Annotated in this window: 16 protein-coding genes and 1 pseudogene; 7 read left to right on the top strand and 10 right to left on the bottom strand. The window is 70.8% G+C overall.

The features are described 5' to 3' along the window. Positions 1–186: 186 nt before the first annotated feature. Positions 187–1989: an FAD-dependent monooxygenase gene (locus tag AB0D31_RS09575; protein ID WP_362719388.1), complete on the top strand. Its 1803-nt coding sequence runs from the start codon at positions 187–189 to the stop codon at positions 1987–1989. Between the two features lie 54 nt (positions 1990–2043). On the opposite strand, the gene AB0D31_RS09580 is transcribed toward AB0D31_RS09575, so the two are convergent. Beyond that, the gene (locus AB0D31_RS09580; protein WP_362719391.1) at positions 2044–2400 is read right to left on the bottom strand and encodes a VOC family protein; all 357 of its coding nucleotides are present in this window, start codon (positions 2398–2400) and stop codon (positions 2044–2046) included. Positions 2401–2858: 458 nt separating this feature from the next. On the opposite strand from AB0D31_RS09580, the gene AB0D31_RS09585 reads away from it, so the two are divergent. From AB0D31_RS09585 to AB0D31_RS09600, 4 genes and pseudogenes are all read left to right on the top strand, one after another. Then, positions 2859–3116 (top strand): hypothetical protein, encoded by a 258-nt coding sequence (locus AB0D31_RS09585; RefSeq protein ID WP_362719394.1) that lies wholly within the window; start codon positions 2859–2861, stop codon positions 3114–3116. Positions 3117–3300: 184 nt separating this feature from the next. Next, on the top strand, positions 3301–3843 hold the full coding sequence (locus AB0D31_RS09590) for a hypothetical protein (RefSeq protein ID WP_362719397.1): 543 nt from the start codon (positions 3301–3303) through the stop codon (positions 3841–3843). A 198-nt stretch (positions 3844–4041) separates the two neighbouring features. After that, entirely contained in the window at positions 4042–4851 is an 810-nt protein-coding gene (locus AB0D31_RS09595; RefSeq protein WP_362719511.1) for an SAM-dependent methyltransferase, read from the top strand. Positions 4852–4989: 138 nt separating this feature from the next. Further along, positions 4990–5163, top strand: a pseudogene (locus AB0D31_RS09600) (IS5/IS1182 family transposase); the annotation flags it as partial. 30 nt (positions 5164–5193) lie between these two features. Here the strand turns inward: AB0D31_RS09600 and AB0D31_RS09605 are convergent. The 4 genes from AB0D31_RS09605 to AB0D31_RS09620 all read right to left on the bottom strand — a co-directional run bounded on the left by AB0D31_RS09605 (position 5194) and on the right by AB0D31_RS09620 (position 8671). After that, the gene (locus AB0D31_RS09605; RefSeq protein WP_362719514.1) at positions 5194–5988 is read right to left on the bottom strand and encodes an SDR family oxidoreductase; all 795 of its coding nucleotides are present in this window, start codon (positions 5986–5988) and stop codon (positions 5194–5196) included. A 401-nt stretch (positions 5989–6389) separates the two neighbouring features. Beyond that, on the bottom strand, positions 6390–7328 hold the full coding sequence (locus AB0D31_RS09610; protein ID WP_362719399.1) for a helix-turn-helix transcriptional regulator: 939 nt from the start codon (positions 7326–7328) through the stop codon (positions 6390–6392). Positions 7329–7417: 89 nt separating this feature from the next. Continuing rightward, the gene (locus AB0D31_RS09615; protein WP_362719402.1) at positions 7418–7654 is read right to left on the bottom strand and encodes a DUF397 domain-containing protein; all 237 of its coding nucleotides are present in this window, start codon (positions 7652–7654) and stop codon (positions 7418–7420) included. A 642-nt stretch (positions 7655–8296) separates the two neighbouring features. Then, positions 8297–8671, bottom strand: coding sequence for a VOC family protein (locus AB0D31_RS09620; protein WP_362719405.1), 375 nt, complete (start codon positions 8669–8671; stop codon positions 8297–8299). Between the two features lie 298 nt (positions 8672–8969). Between AB0D31_RS09620 and AB0D31_RS09625 the strand changes: the two genes are divergently transcribed. After that, entirely contained in the window at positions 8970–9410 is a 441-nt protein-coding gene (locus AB0D31_RS09625; protein WP_362719408.1) for an OsmC family protein, read from the top strand. Between the two features lie 256 nt (positions 9411–9666). Here the strand turns inward: AB0D31_RS09625 and AB0D31_RS09630 are convergent, their stop codons facing one another. The 3 genes from AB0D31_RS09630 to AB0D31_RS09640 form a co-directional block, all read right to left on the bottom strand. Further along, complete coding sequence (locus tag AB0D31_RS09630) at positions 9667–10584, bottom strand: SDR family NAD(P)-dependent oxidoreductase (RefSeq protein ID WP_362719411.1); 918 nt, start codon at positions 10582–10584, stop codon at positions 9667–9669. A 282-nt stretch (positions 10585–10866) separates the two neighbouring features. Continuing rightward, a complete protein-coding gene (locus AB0D31_RS09635) occupies positions 10867–12216 on the bottom strand; it encodes an APC family permease (RefSeq protein WP_362719414.1) in 1350 nt (449 codons plus the stop codon). 434 nt (positions 12217–12650) lie between these two features. Next, the gene (locus tag AB0D31_RS09640; RefSeq protein ID WP_362719417.1) at positions 12651–13850 is read right to left on the bottom strand and encodes a serine hydrolase domain-containing protein; all 1200 of its coding nucleotides are present in this window, start codon (positions 13848–13850) and stop codon (positions 12651–12653) included. A gap of 421 nt (positions 13851–14271) precedes the next feature. On the opposite strand from AB0D31_RS09640, the gene AB0D31_RS09645 reads away from it, so the two are divergent. Then, entirely contained in the window at positions 14272–15240 is a 969-nt protein-coding gene (locus AB0D31_RS09645; RefSeq protein ID WP_362719420.1) for a LysR family transcriptional regulator, read from the top strand. Positions 15241–15277: 37 nt separating this feature from the next. Here the strand turns inward: AB0D31_RS09645 and AB0D31_RS09650 are convergent, their stop codons facing one another. Together AB0D31_RS09650 and AB0D31_RS09655 are read right to left on the bottom strand one after the other, a co-directional pair. Beyond that, positions 15278–16882 carry an MFS transporter gene (locus tag AB0D31_RS09650; RefSeq protein WP_362719517.1) on the bottom strand — a complete coding sequence of 535 codons (1605 nt, stop codon included), beginning with the start codon at positions 16880–16882 and terminating at the stop codon, positions 15278–15280. 152 nt (positions 16883–17034) lie between these two features. Beyond that, positions 17035–17556 carry a MarR family transcriptional regulator gene (locus AB0D31_RS09655; protein ID WP_362719423.1) on the bottom strand — a complete coding sequence of 174 codons (522 nt, stop codon included), beginning with the start codon at positions 17554–17556 and terminating at the stop codon, positions 17035–17037. Between the last annotated feature and the right edge of the window lie 28 nt (positions 17557–17584).

Consider the following 17584-nt stretch of genomic DNA (forward strand, 5'->3'; position numbering starts at 1 on the left):
GCCCGGGGCCGGAGGTCTCGGCCTGTGCCGGGCCGCAACGCAATATGCGCCGCGCCCAGGCCCGGGCAGGCGATGCCGATCACCACGCCCCTTCGGCCGTGTGCGGCTCGCCGCGACGGCGCCGCGGCCCGGGGCGACAATGGAAGACGGATCGCGTCCGGGGGCCCGAGGGGCCGGGAGGTACCCGTGGCACACACCGACACCACCGACGTACTGATCGTTGGCTCAGGACCGGTCGGTCTGAGCGCGGCGGCGGAACTCGCCCGGCACGGAGTGCGCAGTCGCGTCATCGACCGGTTGCCGGCCCGGCTCCCCTACGCGAAGGCCGTCGGCATCCAGCCGCGCACGCTGGAGATCTGGGACCGGATGGGCCTGATCCGCGACATCCTGGAGGCCTCGGTGCCGCTGCGCGGTCAGCGCGCGTACGTGAACGGCGTCGAGCAGCCCCGCATCGTCCTGGAGCTGCCGCCCGAAGTCCCGTACGGATTCGCCGCGTTGCCCCAGTACGAGACCGAGCGCCTCTTGGAGGAGTACCTGGCGGGCCTCGGCACGGCGGTCGAGCGGGGCACGGAACTCACCTCCTTCGAGCAGGACGCGGACGGTGTGACCGCGCGTCTGACCGCCGCCTCCGGAGCGCAGGAAGAAGTCCGGGCCGGCTACCTCGTGGGGTGCGACGGCGCGCACAGCACCGTACGCAAAGGGCTCGGGCTGTCGTTCGAGGGCGGGGCGTTCCCCCAGGAGTACATGCTGGCCGATGTCGAAGTGGACTGGGACATGCCGCGCGGGCACAGTGTGCGCTGCACCCATCGCGCCGCGGACGGTTCCTTCGACGACGCGCTGGTGTGTGTGCCGCTGCCGGGCGCCGGCCGCTACCGCCTGTCGATGCTGACGCCCCCCGGGTTCTCCGACGAGCTCGCGCGCCGCGGCTCGCCAGGACAGCCCGACGACGTGCGGAACCCCGCCGGGGCGACGAGGGGGACGGCCGTGGTGCCCGCCGTCGACCAGGTGGCCCACGGGCTCGGAGGCGCCCGAGTCCCGGAGCTGTCCGACATCCGGGCCGTCGTCGACCGGCTCTCGCCCACCCCCGCGACCCTCTCCGCCATGCGCTGGTCCTCGGTCTTCCGCATCAGCCACCGCATCGTCGACCGGTACGGCGAGGGACGCGTCTTCGTCGCCGGCGACGCGGCTCACATCCATCCGCCCACCGGCGCCCAGGGCATGAACACCGGCATCCAGGACGCCTGCAACCTGGCCTGGAAGCTCGCCCTCGTCGTCCAGGGGGCGGCGGCCCCGGCCCTGCTCACCAGCTATGACGCCGAGCGGCGCCCGGTGGGCGAGGAGGTCGTGGGGCAGACGACCGTACGGCACACCACGAGCAGCGGCCGTGTGGACGCCGACGAGGACGACCCGAAGTTCCCCATGGTCCGCGAGGCCCAGCTCCTGGTGGGCTACCGTGACGGCCCGCTCGGTACCAAGCCTTACGGGCCCGACGACGCGCCCCAGCCCGGCGACCGCGCCCCGGACTGTGCCGGACTGACCGCTGCGCCCCTGGCCACGTACCGACTGCGGCTGCTCGACATCGTGCGCGGGTGCGCGGGGCACGTCGTCGTTCTCTATCTCAGTGATCCCGCCGATACGGCGGCCCCGGCTGAGGCGGCCGCTGCCGTGACCGCGGCCACGGCTGCCCTGGCTGCCACGGCCGGCGCCGGCGGCGGGCGGACCGAAACACGGACGGTTGCCGTCGTCGCCCAGGAGGCGGCCGAGGCGGCCTCCACCGCGCCCGGGGGCGCGCCGCCCCTGTCGGACCTTTCCCGGCTGCCCGTTCCCGGATATGTGGACGCGGCAGGCGAGTTCGCCCGGCTCTACCGCCCGGAGGGACCCACCGGATTCGTCATCCGTCCGGACGGACAACTGGGCGCCCGGTTCCCGCTGTCCGGCACGGAAGCGGCCGTCGGCGCCTATCTAGGAACGCTGTCCGTTTCCCCCTAGAACGTGTCCGGCTGTCCCTGGAACCTGTCCCGGTGTTTTCCAGGGCCTGTCCGGTTACTGCCGGTGGCCGAGCACATTGACCACGCGGCCGTTCGGATCGCGGACGAAGAAGCGGCGTACGCCCCACTCCTCGTCCGTCAGCGGGTGGACGATCTCGGCTCCGCGCTCCACCATCGCCCGGTGGACCGCGTCCACGTCCTCGACCTCGACGCTGACGTCCGGGGTGACGGGGGCCGACAGGTCCTTGCTCATCAGGCTCAACTGCACGGCGGGATTCTCCGTGGAGGCGAGCGTGACAATCCAGCCGTGGTTCATCACTTCCTCCAAGCCGAGCACACCGTAGAAGTCGGAACTCTCGGCGAGGGCCTGCCCCTCGGACTGGAAGTTGGGAACGATCCGGCGAACGCGCATGCGGCACTCCAAGGTCGGCGGAAGGCTGAGCCCTCGCCATCCAACCCCACTCCCGCCCCTCCCTCACATGAAATTGCGGACGCGATGGGTGACGGTGTTCCCATGTTCATACGTTCGGGTTGAACAGGGGCGCGTGCGTAAGGACCGGCTTGCACAAGCCTTCTGGCCACCCGCGCACACCATGCTCATTCCTGACCGATCGTGACCGTCGGCGATCGGCTCGGCCCTTCACCGATCGCCGACGACAGCTCTGTGGCGGCGCGTGGCGGCGCGGGGCGGTGGGGCGGAGGTGACGTGGGAGTGCTCGTTCCGCTTTCAGGGATTTCCCGCGATGGCGAGGCGGCCCCGGTGCTGATTGTGTTCGGGGCCCGGACATGAGTAAGGGCTCCGAGGGGTTGGTCGCCTGACTCGAAGCCCTGACGCGTCCGTTCCCACGGTTCCATCTCTAGGAGGACGACGTGCTTGAACGCGTCTACCGGAAGTTCGCCGCGCTGCTTCCGGAGCGGCCCGACCTTAGCATTCCGCTCCAGGTGATCGCCCGAACGGCCGTGATCGGCATGCTCGCCGTCACGGCCCGATGGGCCTCGGTCCTGGTGACCGCGACGATGGCGGGAGTGGTGTGGAAGGGGCTGCCACCGGAGACCCTGATGATGGCCGCGCCGATGGCCTGGGCGGACCGGACGACGGTCACCTATCTGCGCGTCAGGCGCCTCTAGGACCCCCGGGCGCCGGCCCACCGTGCTTGAGCCCCCCTGGCGACGGCAGGACCGGCGCCCTCTCACCCGCCCCGCGGTTTTCGGTCAAGGTGCGGGCGCCGCACGGTCGTTGTGCGCCCCCGTGCCAGAACCGCCGGGCGGCCCCACCGGTTGTCCCCGTCCGCCGCTGCCGCGAGGAGTCCCGATGGATTCGGGCCACTTACCCCACCCCCCGTCCGGACACCGCACCATCCCGCCCCGCACCCAAGGCGCGCTCGCGCGCCATCCCCGCCTCGAAGGCCCCCCGTCACGGGCCGCGTCCAGCGCTCAGCAGATGGCGTACGACGCGTTCTGCGCCCGGTACGAGGGTGTCTATGTGCGGTACGCGCGGGTTCGGCTCACCAGTGCCGAGGCCGCGGACCTCACCGTCCGCGCCGCTCTTCAGGGCGTGGCCGCCCGATGGCACCTCGTCCTGCGGGAGGCGTCCCCGGCCGCGGCATGCTGGTCACTGGTCCGTGGGCGGATAGCCGCGCGGGCTCAACGCCCCTCGATGGCCGCCCTGTTGACGCCGGCCGATACGGACATGCTGGTGCTCCGCTACCGGCTGGGCCTGCCCCTGGACGAGGCGGCGGCCGTGATGGGGATGGAGGTGCCGGAGTTCACCGTTCGGCTCGGCGGCGCGATACGACTCCTCGCCACCCGTACCGGCGTGCCCTTAGCCGAAGGGGGCCGCGGCGACAAGGAGTGACCGATCGCGACCGGACGCATGCCGCTTCCGTTCCCACCCCGTTCCACCGCGTCTGGTTTGCTCCCCCGTGCGCCCATGTCACCCTTGAGCGCACTGGTCGGCACCGGCCCTCGCTCCTAGCATGTTTCTCCTGTCAACTGGCAGTGACCGCAGCCCGGTTGGCCGGTGCTGCGCCTGAAGGGGGAGAGAGCCATTTCCATCGACGTCAGCACACCCAGCGTGGCGCGCATGTACGACTTCCTCATCAACGGGACCGACAACTACGCGTCGGACCGGGCCGCGTGCCAGACGCTGTTGGAGATGGCGCCGAGCACCCGGGAGCTGGCGCTCATCAACCGGGCCTTCCTCGTACGGTCGGTGCGCTATCTCGCCCAGGAGTGCGGCATCCGTCGCTTCCTCGACCATGGATCCGGGCTGCCCACCCGCCCCAACGTCCACCAGGTCGCGCAGGAGACCCAGCCGGGCGCCCAGGTCGTCTACATCGACAACGACCCGCTCGTGCACGCGCACGGCCGTCTCATGCTCGCCGAGGACCTGAAGACCACCGCCGTGATCGAAGCCGACATGCGGGACGTCGACGGGAACTTCGAGCGCCCCGAGGTCCGCCGGCTGATGGAGGACGGCGAACCGGTGGCCGCCCTGTTCGTCTCCGTCCTGCACTGCATCCCGGACGACGACGACCCCTGGCAGCTGGTCAAGGATGTCGCCGACCGGCTGCCCGACGGCAGCTTCCTGGTCGTCTCGCAGCTGACCAGCGACAACGCCCAACTCCGGGATACCGTGACGGAGTTCATGCGGCAGACCACCGGCGGCACGTGGGGCCGGGTGCGCTCGACCGCCGAGGTCGGACGCTACTTCGACGGCCTCGCCCCGCAGAAGGCCGACGCGCCCGTCGAGGTGTCCACCTGGTACCCGGACACCGACATCGCGCCGCGGCAGGCCACGCAGGAGTGGATCGAGTACGGCGGGGTCGGCAAGGTCGTACGCCCTAGGTGTGTTGCCCTGTGAGGTTGGGGACGCGGCTGGCGGGTGGTTGGCCCTGTGCCGGGCCCATCAGCACGCCGCCGGGGCGCGGAAAAGGGGGACCTGCAACGCGAGGCGCCCTGCGGCGTCGCGGTCGAGCCGGACGACCACGGCCTCGGACGCTCGCGCGGCGGACGACCACCAAAATTCGATGCCGAGGACTACAAGGCCCGGCACGCGGTCGAGTGCGGCACCAGTCGCCTCAAACGCCACACGGCCGTGGCCACGAGATACGACAAACTCGCCGTCCGCCGCGAGGCGACCGTGCTGGTCGCAGCCCTCAGCGAGTGGCTGTAACCAGCACGGTCGATACGCGCCCTGGGCGGCCTAAGCGGTTGTGGCGATGCCGCCGTCGACGGGGATCACGGCGCCCGTCAGGTATGCGCCTGCCCGGCTGGCGAGGAACACGGCGACACCCGCCATGTCGTCGTCACGGCCGATCCGGCGTAGCGGGGCCGACGCCGCGATCGCCTCGCCGAACTCATCGAGGGTCGCAGCCATCATCGCCGACGGGAACGCCCCCGGCGCCACGGCGTTCACGGTGACGTGCTGCGGTCCTAGTTCCCTGGCGAGCACTCTGGTGAGTTGATGCAGTGCGGCTTTGCTGCTGGAGTACGAGTAGTTGGGCCGCTGGGGGACGTGGATGGCGGCGATGCTACCGATGTTGATGATCCGCGCGGGATCGTCGGCGGTACCCGCCCTGCGAAGTGCGGGCAGCAGCGCCTGGATCAGCCAGAACGGCGACTTCAGGTTGAGGTCGACGACCGTGTCCCAGGCCGCGTCTGGGAACGTAGCCAGCGGCTCGTCCCACATGGCGCCCGCGTTGTTGACGAGGACATCGAGACGCTCCGAGTCGGCGGTGACGAGGTCGGACAGTCGCCGACACTCGTCGTGGCGGGACAGGTCGGCGGGGATGGCCCACACCTCACCAAATGTGGAAAGCTGTTCCTGCGCCTGAGCGCACGCTTCTGCGCTGCGTGAGCTGACGACCACGCGGACGCCCGCCTGCAGAAGGCCCCGCGCGATCATCATTCCGATGCCTCGGGTGCCACCGGTGACAAGCGCGCGCTTTCCACGCAGATCGAAAAGTTCTGCATGCGTTGTGAATTGGCTGTCTACCACTTGCCGTCTTTTCAGTTGATCGTGCGGGATGATGCGTCGACGCGGGGGGTTTTGGTTCCGATGTCTCAACGCTATGGCCTTGGAGTGCACTTCAAGCAAGCGGATCAAGGTCCCGACGAACCGCGTCCGCAACCGCCTCAAGCGCGGATGGCAAGGCGGACGGCCGCCCGAGTTCGACCAGGACGACTACGAGCAGCGGCACGCGGTCGAGTGCGGGATCAACCGCCTCAAGCGCCACCGAGCTCCAGCCATTGGGGTACGACAAGCTCGCAGTCCTCTACAGGGCGACCGTGCTGGGAGTCCTCAACGAGTGGATGTAACCAGCACTTTCGCAACGGACCCCAGTCCTGTCCAGGCTGGACCCAGGGGGTGTCCGACCGACCCTGATCCGTCAGACACCCCTAGCTCCGGGGCGGGTCCGCGAAGCCTCTGATGAGCTGGTCCAGCAGAATCAGCGTGTCCTCCTTGCCGAGGCTGTGCTGGATCAGTTCCAGCATCGACGCGGCATGCAGATCGACGTCGGCCGCCTCGCTCAGCCAGGCTCCGCCGCTGTTCATCCCTTCCCGGTACACCAGGTCCGGATCGCCCGGCGCCGGGAATTTGAACACGGTCATCGCGACCGTCAGCGGGCACACGTTCTCCCACGCGCGGTCGGTGAAGACGCGGATATGCACCCGGTCGCTGTTCTCCGCGAGGTTGAACAGATGCCGTAGTTGCCCCCGCATCACTTTGCGTCCGCCCACCCACGCGCGGAGCACCGATTCGGCGATCACGGCCGAGTAGTCGGGGGCGTCGGGCGGCTCCAGGATCTCCTGACGCCGGCGCCGCACCTCCCACCGGCGCTTGATGGCGGGGTGGTCGGGCTTCCCCGTGTAGGGGACCTGCATCACGGCGCGGGCGTACTCGGGTGTCTGCAGCAGCCCGGGCACCAGGGACCCGGAGTAGGTGCGGATCTCGTTGGCGGCGCTCTCGACGATCATGAGCTGGTGCAGGGACGCGTCGACGACGTCGCTGTAGTCCGTCCACCACCGGCGCTGATTCGTATCGTCCACGAGGCGGGTGAGGGTGCACAGCGACTCCTTGTCGCCGTGGCCGTAGAGTTCGGCGAGCCCGAGCACCGTCGCGAGGTCGGGCTTGACGTCCCTGCTGCCCGTCTCGTACCGGCTGAGCATCGACGTCGAACTGATCGCCCCGGCGGCCACCACGTCCCTGCCGAGCATGTTCACCGAGGCTCGCATCGCGCTCAGCCGCAGACCCAGCACACGGGCCGGTGGTGCCACGCCCGAGAGACGGTCCTCCGATCCCTCTTCCGGAACGGGATCAAGCACGCGTACGGCCACCCTGACTCCTCCAGCGCACGGCGTCCCTCGCCGATACGCGCCCATCCTGAGGAACCACGGTGGCCACCACAACCCACGGCTACGGCATTTCAGCCAACCATGCCGTCGAACTCGCCCTTGCTCGCTCCGTCGAGGAAGGCCGCCAGTTCGGAGGAGGTGAAGATCAGCGCGGGGCCGTCGGGGAAGCGGGAGTTGCGCACCGCCACCTCGCCCCGGGGCAGCCGCGCAATTTCAACGCAGTCGTTGTAGGCATCGCTCGCCGTCGCCTTCACCCATGTCGCACCCGCGATCGCGTCGGCCCGTACACCGTTGTCGTACTCCGCCATCGTCTGCCGCCTTCCTTGACCCGAGCGGCGCGAAGCCCTGGTTGGCGCCGCGCCCCGTGCACCTCCACGGACCCCGCGCCGGGAGACATTCCCCGCCGCTGAAATTTCATGGCCCCGGAGTGCCGCCGATCGTAGCGAGGTCACGTCGTGCCGTACTGTCCCTCGAAAGTGGGCAATTCCCGTCCTCTGCAAGGGGTTTCAGCGGGCCACGGACGACTCTTGTCCCTCCTGGGGTCCCCGCCGCATGATCACCACGTGGGAACTGTGACGGCGTTGCGCCGCCATCCGGTCAAGTCCATGCTCGGCGAGGACGGACGTGAGATGTGGGTCGCCGAACACGGCGTGGCCGGGATCGCGCGTACGCCGTACTGGATGCGACCGGCTTCCTGGAGGATGCATGGGTGGGCCGGACCCTGCGCGTCGGTGAGGTGCTGTTCCGGGTGACCGTGCCCACGCCCCGGTGCGTGGTCCCGTCCTGACGGCTGACGGCTGACGGCTGACGGCTGACGGCTGACGGCTGACGGCTGACGGCTGACGGCTGACGGCTGACGGCTGACGATCGGTGACTAACCGACCAACCGGCTGAACGGGCTGACCGCCGAGCCGTCCCAGCGGCCCGGCGGGGTGGCCCGGCGGGTCGGCTCAGTGGAAGCAGAGGCAGAACGGGTGGCCGGCCGGGTCCGCGTAGACGCGCCAGTTGGCGTCCGCGTGGAGCTGGTCCGTCCGCTCCAGGACGGTCGCGCCGAGAGCCAGCGCCCGCTTCTCCTCCCCGTCGAGATCGTCCACGTCGAAGTCCAGGTGGAGTTGTTGCGGGCGCTGCTGGCCGGGCCATTCGGGCGGCACATATCCGTCCACCCGCTGACAGGCGAGCGGCGTGCCCTCGAACCCGTGCACCTCGACCCAGTCGGGGTCGTCCGGGTCCGCCACCACGCGGCCGCCGAGCAGCTCCGCGTAGAACTCCGCCAACCGTGCCGGATCGGCACAGTCCAACGCGACGGCCTGCAGCTTTCGAATCACGTCCAACACCTTTCGCTCGTGGTCCACTTCTGTGACACCGCGTACGGGTGTGGGCGTACCCATCACGCGGCCGGGAATGCGCGGACCTTACACCGGGGCGGGGGCGCCACCTCTGGCCGAGAGCCGGTCGTGAGCGCGGCACGGGTGTAGCGGCCCGTCGTCGCGCCTGCCAGCCCCGACCCGGCGCGGCATGCCGAACCCGGGCGGTCCGGGCGGGGCGCGGCATGCCGACCTCTGCGGGCCCGGGCGGGGCGCGGCATGCCGACCGTCGGTCCGGCGTGGCGCTACCGTCGTCGTCATGACCGACAACTCGCTGCGTTCCGTCAGTATCGAGCGGTCCGGCCCCGGCCGGTTCACCGCGACCAACACCCGCGGGGGCACACTGACCTTCGGCACCGGCTCCGGCACCGACTTCACCCCCGTCGAGCTCTTCCTCGCGGCGATCGGCGGTTGCAGCGCGGCCGACGTGGAGGTCGCCACGAGCCGCCATACCGAGCCGTCCGTCTTCTCCCTCTCCGTGACCGGCGACAAGGTCGAGGACGAGGGCGGCAACCGGATGTCGGACCTCGTCGTCACCTTCACCGTCGCCTTCCCGGAAGGCCCCTCGGGTGACCGCGCCCGCGCGATCCTCCCCCGTGCCGTGAAGACCTCGCACGACCGGCTCTGCACGGTCAGCCGCACCATCGAGGCGGGCACGCCGGTGATCGCGACCGTGGCCGAGGCGGCGGAAGGATCCTGAGGGCTCACGTCGGAGCGCTCACGCAGGAGGCCTCAAGTTGGTTCCGTAGCAACGCCGTTGGGGTGGTCCGGGGAGGGGGGTCGCTTCCTCGTGGCGGCCGCGCAGTGCCGCGGTCCTGGCGCGTGCAACCACGACGTCCTGCTCCCGCGTGGTCTCGTTGACGAACGTGGGGGTGTCCAGCAGCACAGGGAGCAAGGCACCAGGCACCAAGCACGGTTCAGGCTGCTCAGTCACCCCAAGTTGCTTGCGGCGAAGGTTAGTTGTGCGGCCTGGGCTCGCCCCATCGTCGGCCTGCGCGGTCCCCGAGCGTGGTGACCCAGCGTGGGAGCGCGGACCGGCCGGCGGCCTCGGCGCCGGACACGTCGCGCCGAGGGTGCTGCCCGGGGCCGGGCAGCGCGCGGTCCGTCACCGAAAGGAGACGGGTCATGGAGGCGGGCGCCAGACCTTGCAGCCGTACGGCGACCTTGGCGGCCGGGGTGAGGACGAGCTCGGGCCGGCCCCGTTCGGCCGCGCGCACCACGGCCCTGGCCGCGCGCTCGGCGTCCATCGACAGCAGGGGCAGGGTGGCCGCCGCGCCGAACCAGCCGTACTCCGCGCCCGGGCGGCCGTGGAAGCGGGCCGCGGTGTGCGAACCGGTCCGCATCAGGCCCGGGAACACCGTGGTCACGCTGACGCCCGAACCAGCGAGCTCGGCGCGCAGTCCCTGGGAGAAGCCGGCGGCGGCGAATTTCGCCGTGACGTACGGCAGCAGGTGCGGGGCGGCGATCCGGCCGCCGATCGACGAAATGGTCACCAGCGTGCCGGCCCGGCTCGCGCGGAGGTCGGGCAGGGCCGCCAGGGCGATCCGCACGGGGGCGAAGAACATCGTCTCCATGGCCTCGCGGAAGTCCTTCTCCTCGAAGGCCTCCATCGGGCCCACCTGGATGATCCCGGCGTTGTTGACGAGGACGTCCAGCGGCCCGAACCGGTCGTGGACGGCGTCCAGCAGTCGCCGCGGCGCATCGGCGTCGGTGATGTCGCAGGGGATCGAGGCGACGTCGGCCCCGGTGGCCCGCAGTTTCCGTTCCGCGGCGGCGAGCTCCTCGGCGTCCCGCGCGCAGAGCATGACGCGACAGCCGCGGGCGGCCAGCTCCCTGGCGATGAGCAGCCCGAGGCCGCGAGAGGACCCGGTCACGAGGGCGGTGTGGCCTGCGAAACGATTCCGTCGAGGGTTCATGCTGCTGCTCCCGTGGATGTGGGGCGGGCGAGGTGTTCCACCGCTCTCCCGGTTCCCGCCGACGGTGTTCTCACACGAGACGCACGCAGTACGCGAGGTGCACGAGACGCGCGACGGGGCGGGGCGCGAGGGCGCGGGGACGGTTCGGGCGGTGGTGGGCAGGGCGGGGCCCCTCCGTTCACGACAACGCGGATCCGCCCCGCCCGCAACCGGTCGGCGTGGGAGCGCGCGCTCCGGCCTTCAGCGCGTCGTCGTGTCCGTGCGGCGGGACACCACGGTCGCGACGAGCCCGAGGACCGCGCCCGCCGCGAGCAGCACCAGACCGCGCAGCCACACCTCACGGTCCACCTGGGTGGCGAGCACGACGCACGACAGGGCGCCCAGGACCGGGATGACGGCCGGTGCGCGGAAGTGGTCCGGGTTCCCGGAGTGGTCCCGACGGCGCAAGACCAGGACCGCCGTGTTGACCGTGAAGAACACGACGAGCAGCAGAAGCACCAGGGTCGCGGCCAGGGTCTCGATGGAGCCGGTGAGCGCGAGCAGCAGGGACAGCGCCGTGGTGGCGGCGATGGCGGCCCACGGCGTGCGGCGCCGGGGCAGGACCCGGGTGAGGAAGGAAGGCAGCAGGCGTTCCCTGGCCATGCCGAAGGCGAGGCGTGAGCACATGATGCCGGTGAGCAGTGCTCCGTTCGCCACGGCGACCAGCGCGATCGCCGAGAACAGCCACTCGGGGACGGCGCCGGCCGCCCGGACGACTTCGAGGAGCGGGCCGTCGGAGCGGGCCAGGACACCGGTGGGCACGGCCGCGGAGGCCGCCGCGCCGACGGCCGCGTAGACGAGTCCGGCCGTGCCGAGGGCGCCGAACAGTGCCCTCGGGTAGGCGCGCCGCGGGTTGCGGGTCTCCTCGGCGACGTTCACGGACGTCTCAAAGCCGACGAACGAGTAGTAGGCGAGCACGGCGCCGCTGAGCGCCGCGGCCACCGGTCCATCGGTCGGGGTGCCGAGCTGGACGAGCCGGCTTGGATCACCGTCGCCGCGTACGACGAGCCATACGCCGAGGCCGATGATGAGGAGCAGACCGCTCGTCTCGATGACCGTGGCCACGACGTTGGCGCGGGTGGATTCGCTGATGCCCCGCGCGTTGAGCAGGGCGAGAGCCGCGAGGAACAGGACGGCGACGAGGGCGATGGGCAGGTTGACGAAGGCCGTGAGGTAGGTGCCGCCGAAGCCCCGCGCGAGCGCCGCGACCGAGACGATGCCGGCGGCGAGCATGCAGAACCCGGTGAAGAATCCGACGAACGGTCCGTAGGCGAGCTTCGCGTAGTACGAGGCTCCGCCCGCCTTGGCGTACTTCGTGGCGAGCTCCGCGTAGGAGGCCGCGGTCAGCAGGGCGAGACCGAGGGCCACGGCCAGGGGCACCCACACCGCGCCGCCGGACTTCGCCGCCACCTGTCCGATGAGGACGTACACGCCGGCGCCCAGGACATCGCCCAGGATGAAGAAGTACAGCAGGGGTGTGCCGAGCGCCCGCTTGAGCGTGGCCGGGGCGTCGGGCGCGTTGGGCGCGGGCTGTTGTGTCTGCGTGCTCACGTCGGTGCTCGGGCTTTCCTCGTGCGTCGGGAGGTACGGGGAGTACGGGAAATACGGGGAGGTACGGGTGGGCGTCACGGGTGGCCGTCCGACCGGCCGGGAAGGCCGCTGGTCATGGCCGGTACTCGCCGGCCCCCCACCCGTGGGCATCGCTTTCGCCGTATGACCGCTATGTCCCGCTGCCAAACCCGGGCGAAGGTCTGAGCCGGCGCTCACCGAGCCGCCGGCAACGGGCGGGGCCCGTAGGTCCGTGGTCCGTGGTCCGTGGTCCGCAGCCCGCAGCCCGCAGCCCGCAGCCCGCAGCCGAGCTGAGGCGGAAGGGCAGCGCCCCGTGGCCGAGCCGACGCGAAGAGGCCCGGGCCCCGTAGCCGAGGCCGACGCGCCGAAGTCCGGGCCCGCTGCGGGCCCGGACTTCGGCTTCCGGCTGACTGGCCCTAGCCCTCCACGACCGCGCCGTCGTAGACGTGGTCCGGGGTGACGACCCCCGTGATCGCGCGGGCGAGCAGCGTGGACGGCTCCTGGCCCTGGACGGTGATATCCGTGTTGATCATGACGACGAGGGTGGCCTTCCGCGCGGGCAGGTACACCGTCACGGTCTCGTAGCCCGGGAGCGAGCCGTTGTGGCCGATCCACCCGTTGGTTTCCAGGATGCCGAGACCGTAGGTGGTGCCGGGGAAGCCCGTCGGCAGCGTCTTGAGCCGCTCCTGCTGGGTGTGGCGGCTGAGCAGCTCTCCGGTCGCCACGCTCTTCGCCCAGTGGTGCAGGTCGTGCAGGTCCGAGATCATCGCGCCGGCCGCCCACGCCCAGCTGGGGTTCCAGTTCGTCGAGTCGGCAACCTCGCCGCTGAGCGTCTGGTCGGTGTAGCCGCGCGGGTGGGGCATGGGGAACTCGGCGCCCCGCGGGAACAGCGTGTTGTTCAGGTGGGACGGGCCGAGCACCCGGTGGTGGATGACGTCGGCGAGCCGGTGGCCGGTGACCTTCTCGATCACCAGGCCCAGCAGGATGAGGTTGCTGTTGGAGTACTGGAACTGCTGTCCCGGCGCCGCGGTGTTGTCATGCTTGTAGCCGTACGCGAGCAACTCCTGCGGCGTGAAGGAGCGCTCCGGGTTGCTGAGCAGGTCGTGGTTGAAGTCCGGGTCCGAGCTGTACGGGAACAGACCGCTGCGCATTTCGGCGAGGTGGCGCAGGGTGATCCGGCTGCCGTTCGGGACGCCCTCGATGTACTTGGCGATCGGGTCGTCGAGCCGGACGCGGTGTTCGTCGACGAGCTGGAGGAGCGCGGTGACCGTGAAGGTCTTGGTCTCGCTGCCGATCCGGACGTACGAGTCGACGGCCATCGGCTTGTGGGTGGCGGTGTCGGCGACGCCGGTCGCGCGGATGTAGCTCCCCTTGCCCGGCATCCACAGTCCGACGATGACACCCGGGATGTTCGCCTGCCGCCTGACCTCGGCGATGGTCTTGTCCAGCCGGGCCGTGAGCTCCGTGCCGAGTCCGCCGTGCTCGCGGTCGTCCTGGTAGTCCCGGGCCGCACGCGCGGGGTGGCCCGGCAGGGCGGAAGCCGGCGGCGTGGAGGCCAGCACGGATGCCACCAGAAGCGTGGCGGCGAGCGGCCGACGGCGGGGGATACGACGCATGAAGAACGCCTCTTTCAGTCACGGTCACGAGCACACTCACGGTCGGAACGCAGCATGACCACCGACGCCTCGGTGCGCGTCCGGCTGCGAGCCGCGGCGTGGCGAGTCCACTCATTCGGGGCCACGTACGGGACGGGCCGGCGGGCGGCCCTGGGGCAGCGAACGGGACGGGGCGGTGGGTCGGCCCCGGGGCAGCGAACGGGACCGCGGGGGCGGACGGTCCCGGGGCGGCACCGTCCCATGGCACCTCGTTGACTGTCCGGTCCCGTCGTGCGTCCAACCCGCTTCGGCTCTGCTGGGCTTGGGTCGGTGACAACCAACGGTTGACAGAGGCGGCGTACCGCAAGGGGCGCGGGCCGTGGTGGGACAACTGGGGGGCCGACCATCACAACCTTTGGTTGGGTACGCCTAGAGTGGCCCGGTGGACACCGAGGCATTGCGATCGTTCGTCCGGGCCGCGGAGCTCGGGCAGTTTCAGCAGGCGGCCGACGAGCTGGGCGTGACCCAGCAGGCGATCTCCAAGCGGATCGCCGCTCTGGAGCGTGCCCTGGAGGTACGCCTGTTCGCCCGTACCACCCGGGGGGTCGAGCTGACCCTCGACGGCCAGGCGTTCCTGCCCCACGCGCGCACGGTCGTCAGCGGCGTCGAGCGGGCCGTCGCGGCGGTCAGGCCGGGCTCCCGTGCCCTCCGCATCGACGTCCTGGGCCGGCGCAGCGCCCAGGCCGTCATGCTGCACGCGTACTGGCGGTCTCATCCCGGGACCGATCTCGACGTGGTGACTCTCCGGGTCGACGACCCACGGGCGGCGGTCGCCGCCGTCGAGGCGGGCGATGTCGACGCGTCGTTCCGGTCCGTCACCGACCCCGCCCTGCTCCCGCCCGGTGTACGCATGGTCCCGGCGTTCCACTCCCCCCTCGAACTGCTCGTCGGCCCGCGCCACCCGCTCGCCTCCGCGCGGCGGTTGACACCGGCGCAGCTGCGCAAGCACCGGATCTGGCTGCCGGGCATCGCGCCGCGCAGCGAATGGGCGGAGTTCTACGATCAGCTCGCCACCGACTTCGACCTGCGTATCGACGCGGCCGGCCCGCACTTCGGCGACGAGGTGCTCCTGGACACCCTCGCCGAGTCGGCGGACGTGGCCACGCTGGTGGGGGCGCGCGACCGGTACATCTGGCCGGCCACCTACGATCTGCGCCGCATTCCCCTGGTCAATCCGGCCATCGCCTATCCGCTCTCGCTCCTCCTCCCCCGGACCAGTCCGCATCCCGGGCTGCGCGGCATCGTCGACCACCTCGCGACCCTGCCGAAGCTCCCGGAGCCGGTCTGGCTCCCGACTTGGGCGACCGGCCCGCTGACAACTGGCACCCGACGCCGGGCAGTTGACAGATAACAGCTGACAGCTGACAGCGAACCGTCGTGACGTACGGCTAGGCGGAAGTCCGCCGGCCCCGCAGTGCCGATGCGAGTGCCGCCACCAGGGACATGACCGTGGCCACGCCGAACACCGTGACGAGACCGTCGTGGAAGGGGCCCGAAACCAGTGCGGGGAAGAAGCTGTGCCCGGTGAGGACGGCGACGTTGTGCGCGGGCAGGGTGTCCAAAACCCCGCTGGGCGCGAGTAGATGGCTGATCGGGTTGTCGCCGAGGAACGTGGCGAACAGGGTGCTGACCGGCGGCAGACCCGCCACCTGCTCGGCCGTGCCCGCCGGTACGCCCTGTGCCTGGAGGCCGCCGCTCAGTGCGTGCGGCAGCGAACCGGCGAGGCCGACGATCATCAACGAGAAGGAGAGGCCCATCGACAGGGCGGTGCCGGAGTTCTGGAACGTCGAGCGCATGCCGGACGCCACTCCGCGCTGTTCCGGCGCGACACTTCCCATGATCGCCGACGTGTTGGGCGCCGAGAACATGCCCTGGCCGACCCCGCTGAGAAGCAGCAGCCCCGCGAAGGCCGGGTAGGAGAAGTCGACCGGCAGGGCCAGGAGTCCGACGAAGGAACAGGCCACGAGGAGCAGCCCGCTGGTGGAGAAGAGCCGCGCCCCGAAGCGGTCCGACAGATAGCCCGAGACGGGCCCGGCTATCAGGAAGCCCAGCGTGAGCGGCAGCATGAAGATGCCGGCCCACAGCGGTGTGCGCTCGAAGTCGTAGCCGTGCAGTGGCAGCCAGATGCCCTGGAGCCAGATGATCAGCATGAACTGCATGCCGCCTCGGGCGATCGCGGTGAGCAGCGCCGCCATGTTGCCGGCCGCGAATGCCCGGTTGCGGAAGAGGCCGAGGCGGAACATGGGTTCGGCGATGCGTGTCTCCACGATGCAGAAGACCCCGAGGAGCAGGACGCCTGTGCTCAGTCCGCCCAGCACGAAGGGGTTGGTCCAGCCGGTCGAGTGGCCGCCGTAGGGCTGGATTCCGTACGTGATGGAGGCGAGCAGGGCGCCCGCGCCGGCGGTGAATGTCAGGTTGCCCATCCAGTCGATCCGGCCGGGCCTGCGGCTGCCGGTCTCGCGCAGGCTGCGGTACGACCAGATGGTGCCGACCACGCCGATCGGCACGCTGACCCAGAACACGGCCCGCCAGTCCACGGTGGCGAGGAGGCCGCCCACGATCAGCCCGAGGAACTGGCCTGCCAGGGCGGTGATTTGGTTGACGCCGAGCGCCATGCCGCGCTGCCGGGTGGGGAAGGCGTCGGTGAGGATGGCCGCCGAGTTCGCCGTCAGCATCGACCCGCCGACCGCTTGGACGACGCGGAAGCCGATCAGCCACAGCGCGCCGCTGCCGCCCTTGAACGGGTCGAGGGAGAGCGCGAGCGAGGCGCAGGCGAAGACCGCGAAGCCCATGTTGTACATGCGGACCCGGCCGAACATGTCGCCGAGGCGTCCGAGTGAGACGACGAGCACCGCGGAGACCAGCAGATAGCCGAGGATCATCCAGAGCAGGTAGCCGATGTTGCCCGGGGCGAGGGGGTCGAGTCCGATGCCGCGGAAGATGGCGGGCAGGGAGATGATCACGATCGAGCCGTCGATCGTCGCGATCAGCACGCCGAGGGTGGTGTTGGAGAGAGCGACCCACTTGTAGCGGTCGTCCCGTTCCCGGGGCGCGCCGGGTCCTTCGCCGTCAGCCTTTCCGCCGTCGCCTCCGGGGCCCGAAGTGGCCTTGCCCGAGGGCTTGTTGGATGTTGGCCCGTTGCCGCTCACAGTCGCTCCGCCAGTCGTTCGAGCAGCGACAGGGCCGCCACCAGTTCGCGTCGTTCGGCGGGGGTGAGTTCGGCCTCGATCGCGTGGGCGAGGCCTCGTACGGACTCCGACCGCCGGTCCAGGATCACCGTGCGGCCGGCCTCGGTCACCGTCATCACCACGCGGCGCCGGTCGGACGCGTCGGGTTCTCGGCTGACGAGCCCGCGCTGTTCGAGCGCGGCCAGCGTGGTGGCCATGGCCTGGGGCCGGACGCGTTCCAGCTCCGCGAGCGCTCCCGGCGAATCCGGCCCGTCCCGCTCCAGGCGGGCCAGTACGGACACCTCGGACAGGGTGGTGTCGCCCACGGCATGGGTCCGCCGCAGTTTGCGGGCGATCCGGCCGACGGCCAGCCGCAGCGTCGCCGCCACCTCACCGGGGTCGTCCGCGCCCGTCGCACCCGGCACACCGGCGGCGCCCGTCGCGCCCGTCGGGTCCCTCGGGTCCCTCGGGTCTTCCGTGGCAGGTATGGCATGGTCCATGGATAGTTACAATAGGCTTATCAAGCTG

This window comes from Streptomyces sp. NPDC048361 (assembly GCF_040651795.1).
Lineage (GTDB): Bacteria > Actinomycetota > Actinomycetes > Streptomycetales > Streptomycetaceae > Streptomyces.

What these genes read in the sequence shown, in the direction of transcription:
- AB0D31_RS09580 (WP_362719391.1), bottom strand. Translation starts at nt 2,400, where the DNA reads ATGCGCGTTCGCCGGATCGTTCCCAACTTCCAGTCCGAGGGGCAGGCC.
- AB0D31_RS09590 (WP_362719397.1), top strand. Translation starts at nt 3,301, where the DNA reads ATGGATTCGGGCCACTTACCCCACCCCCCGTCCGGACACCGCACCATC.
- AB0D31_RS09615 (WP_362719402.1), bottom strand. Translation starts at nt 7,654, where the DNA reads ATGGCGGAGTACGACAACGGTGTACGGGCCGACGCGATCGCGGGTGCG.
- AB0D31_RS09625 (WP_362719408.1), top strand. Translation starts at nt 8,970, where the DNA reads ATGACCGACAACTCGCTGCGTTCCGTCAGTATCGAGCGGTCCGGCCCC.
- AB0D31_RS09640 (WP_362719417.1), bottom strand. Translation starts at nt 13,850, where the DNA reads ATGCGTCGTATCCCCCGCCGTCGGCCGCTCGCCGCCACGCTTCTGGTG.
- AB0D31_RS09655 (WP_362719423.1), bottom strand. Translation starts at nt 17,556, where the DNA reads ATGGACCATGCCATACCTGCCACGGAAGACCCGAGGGACCCGAGGGAC.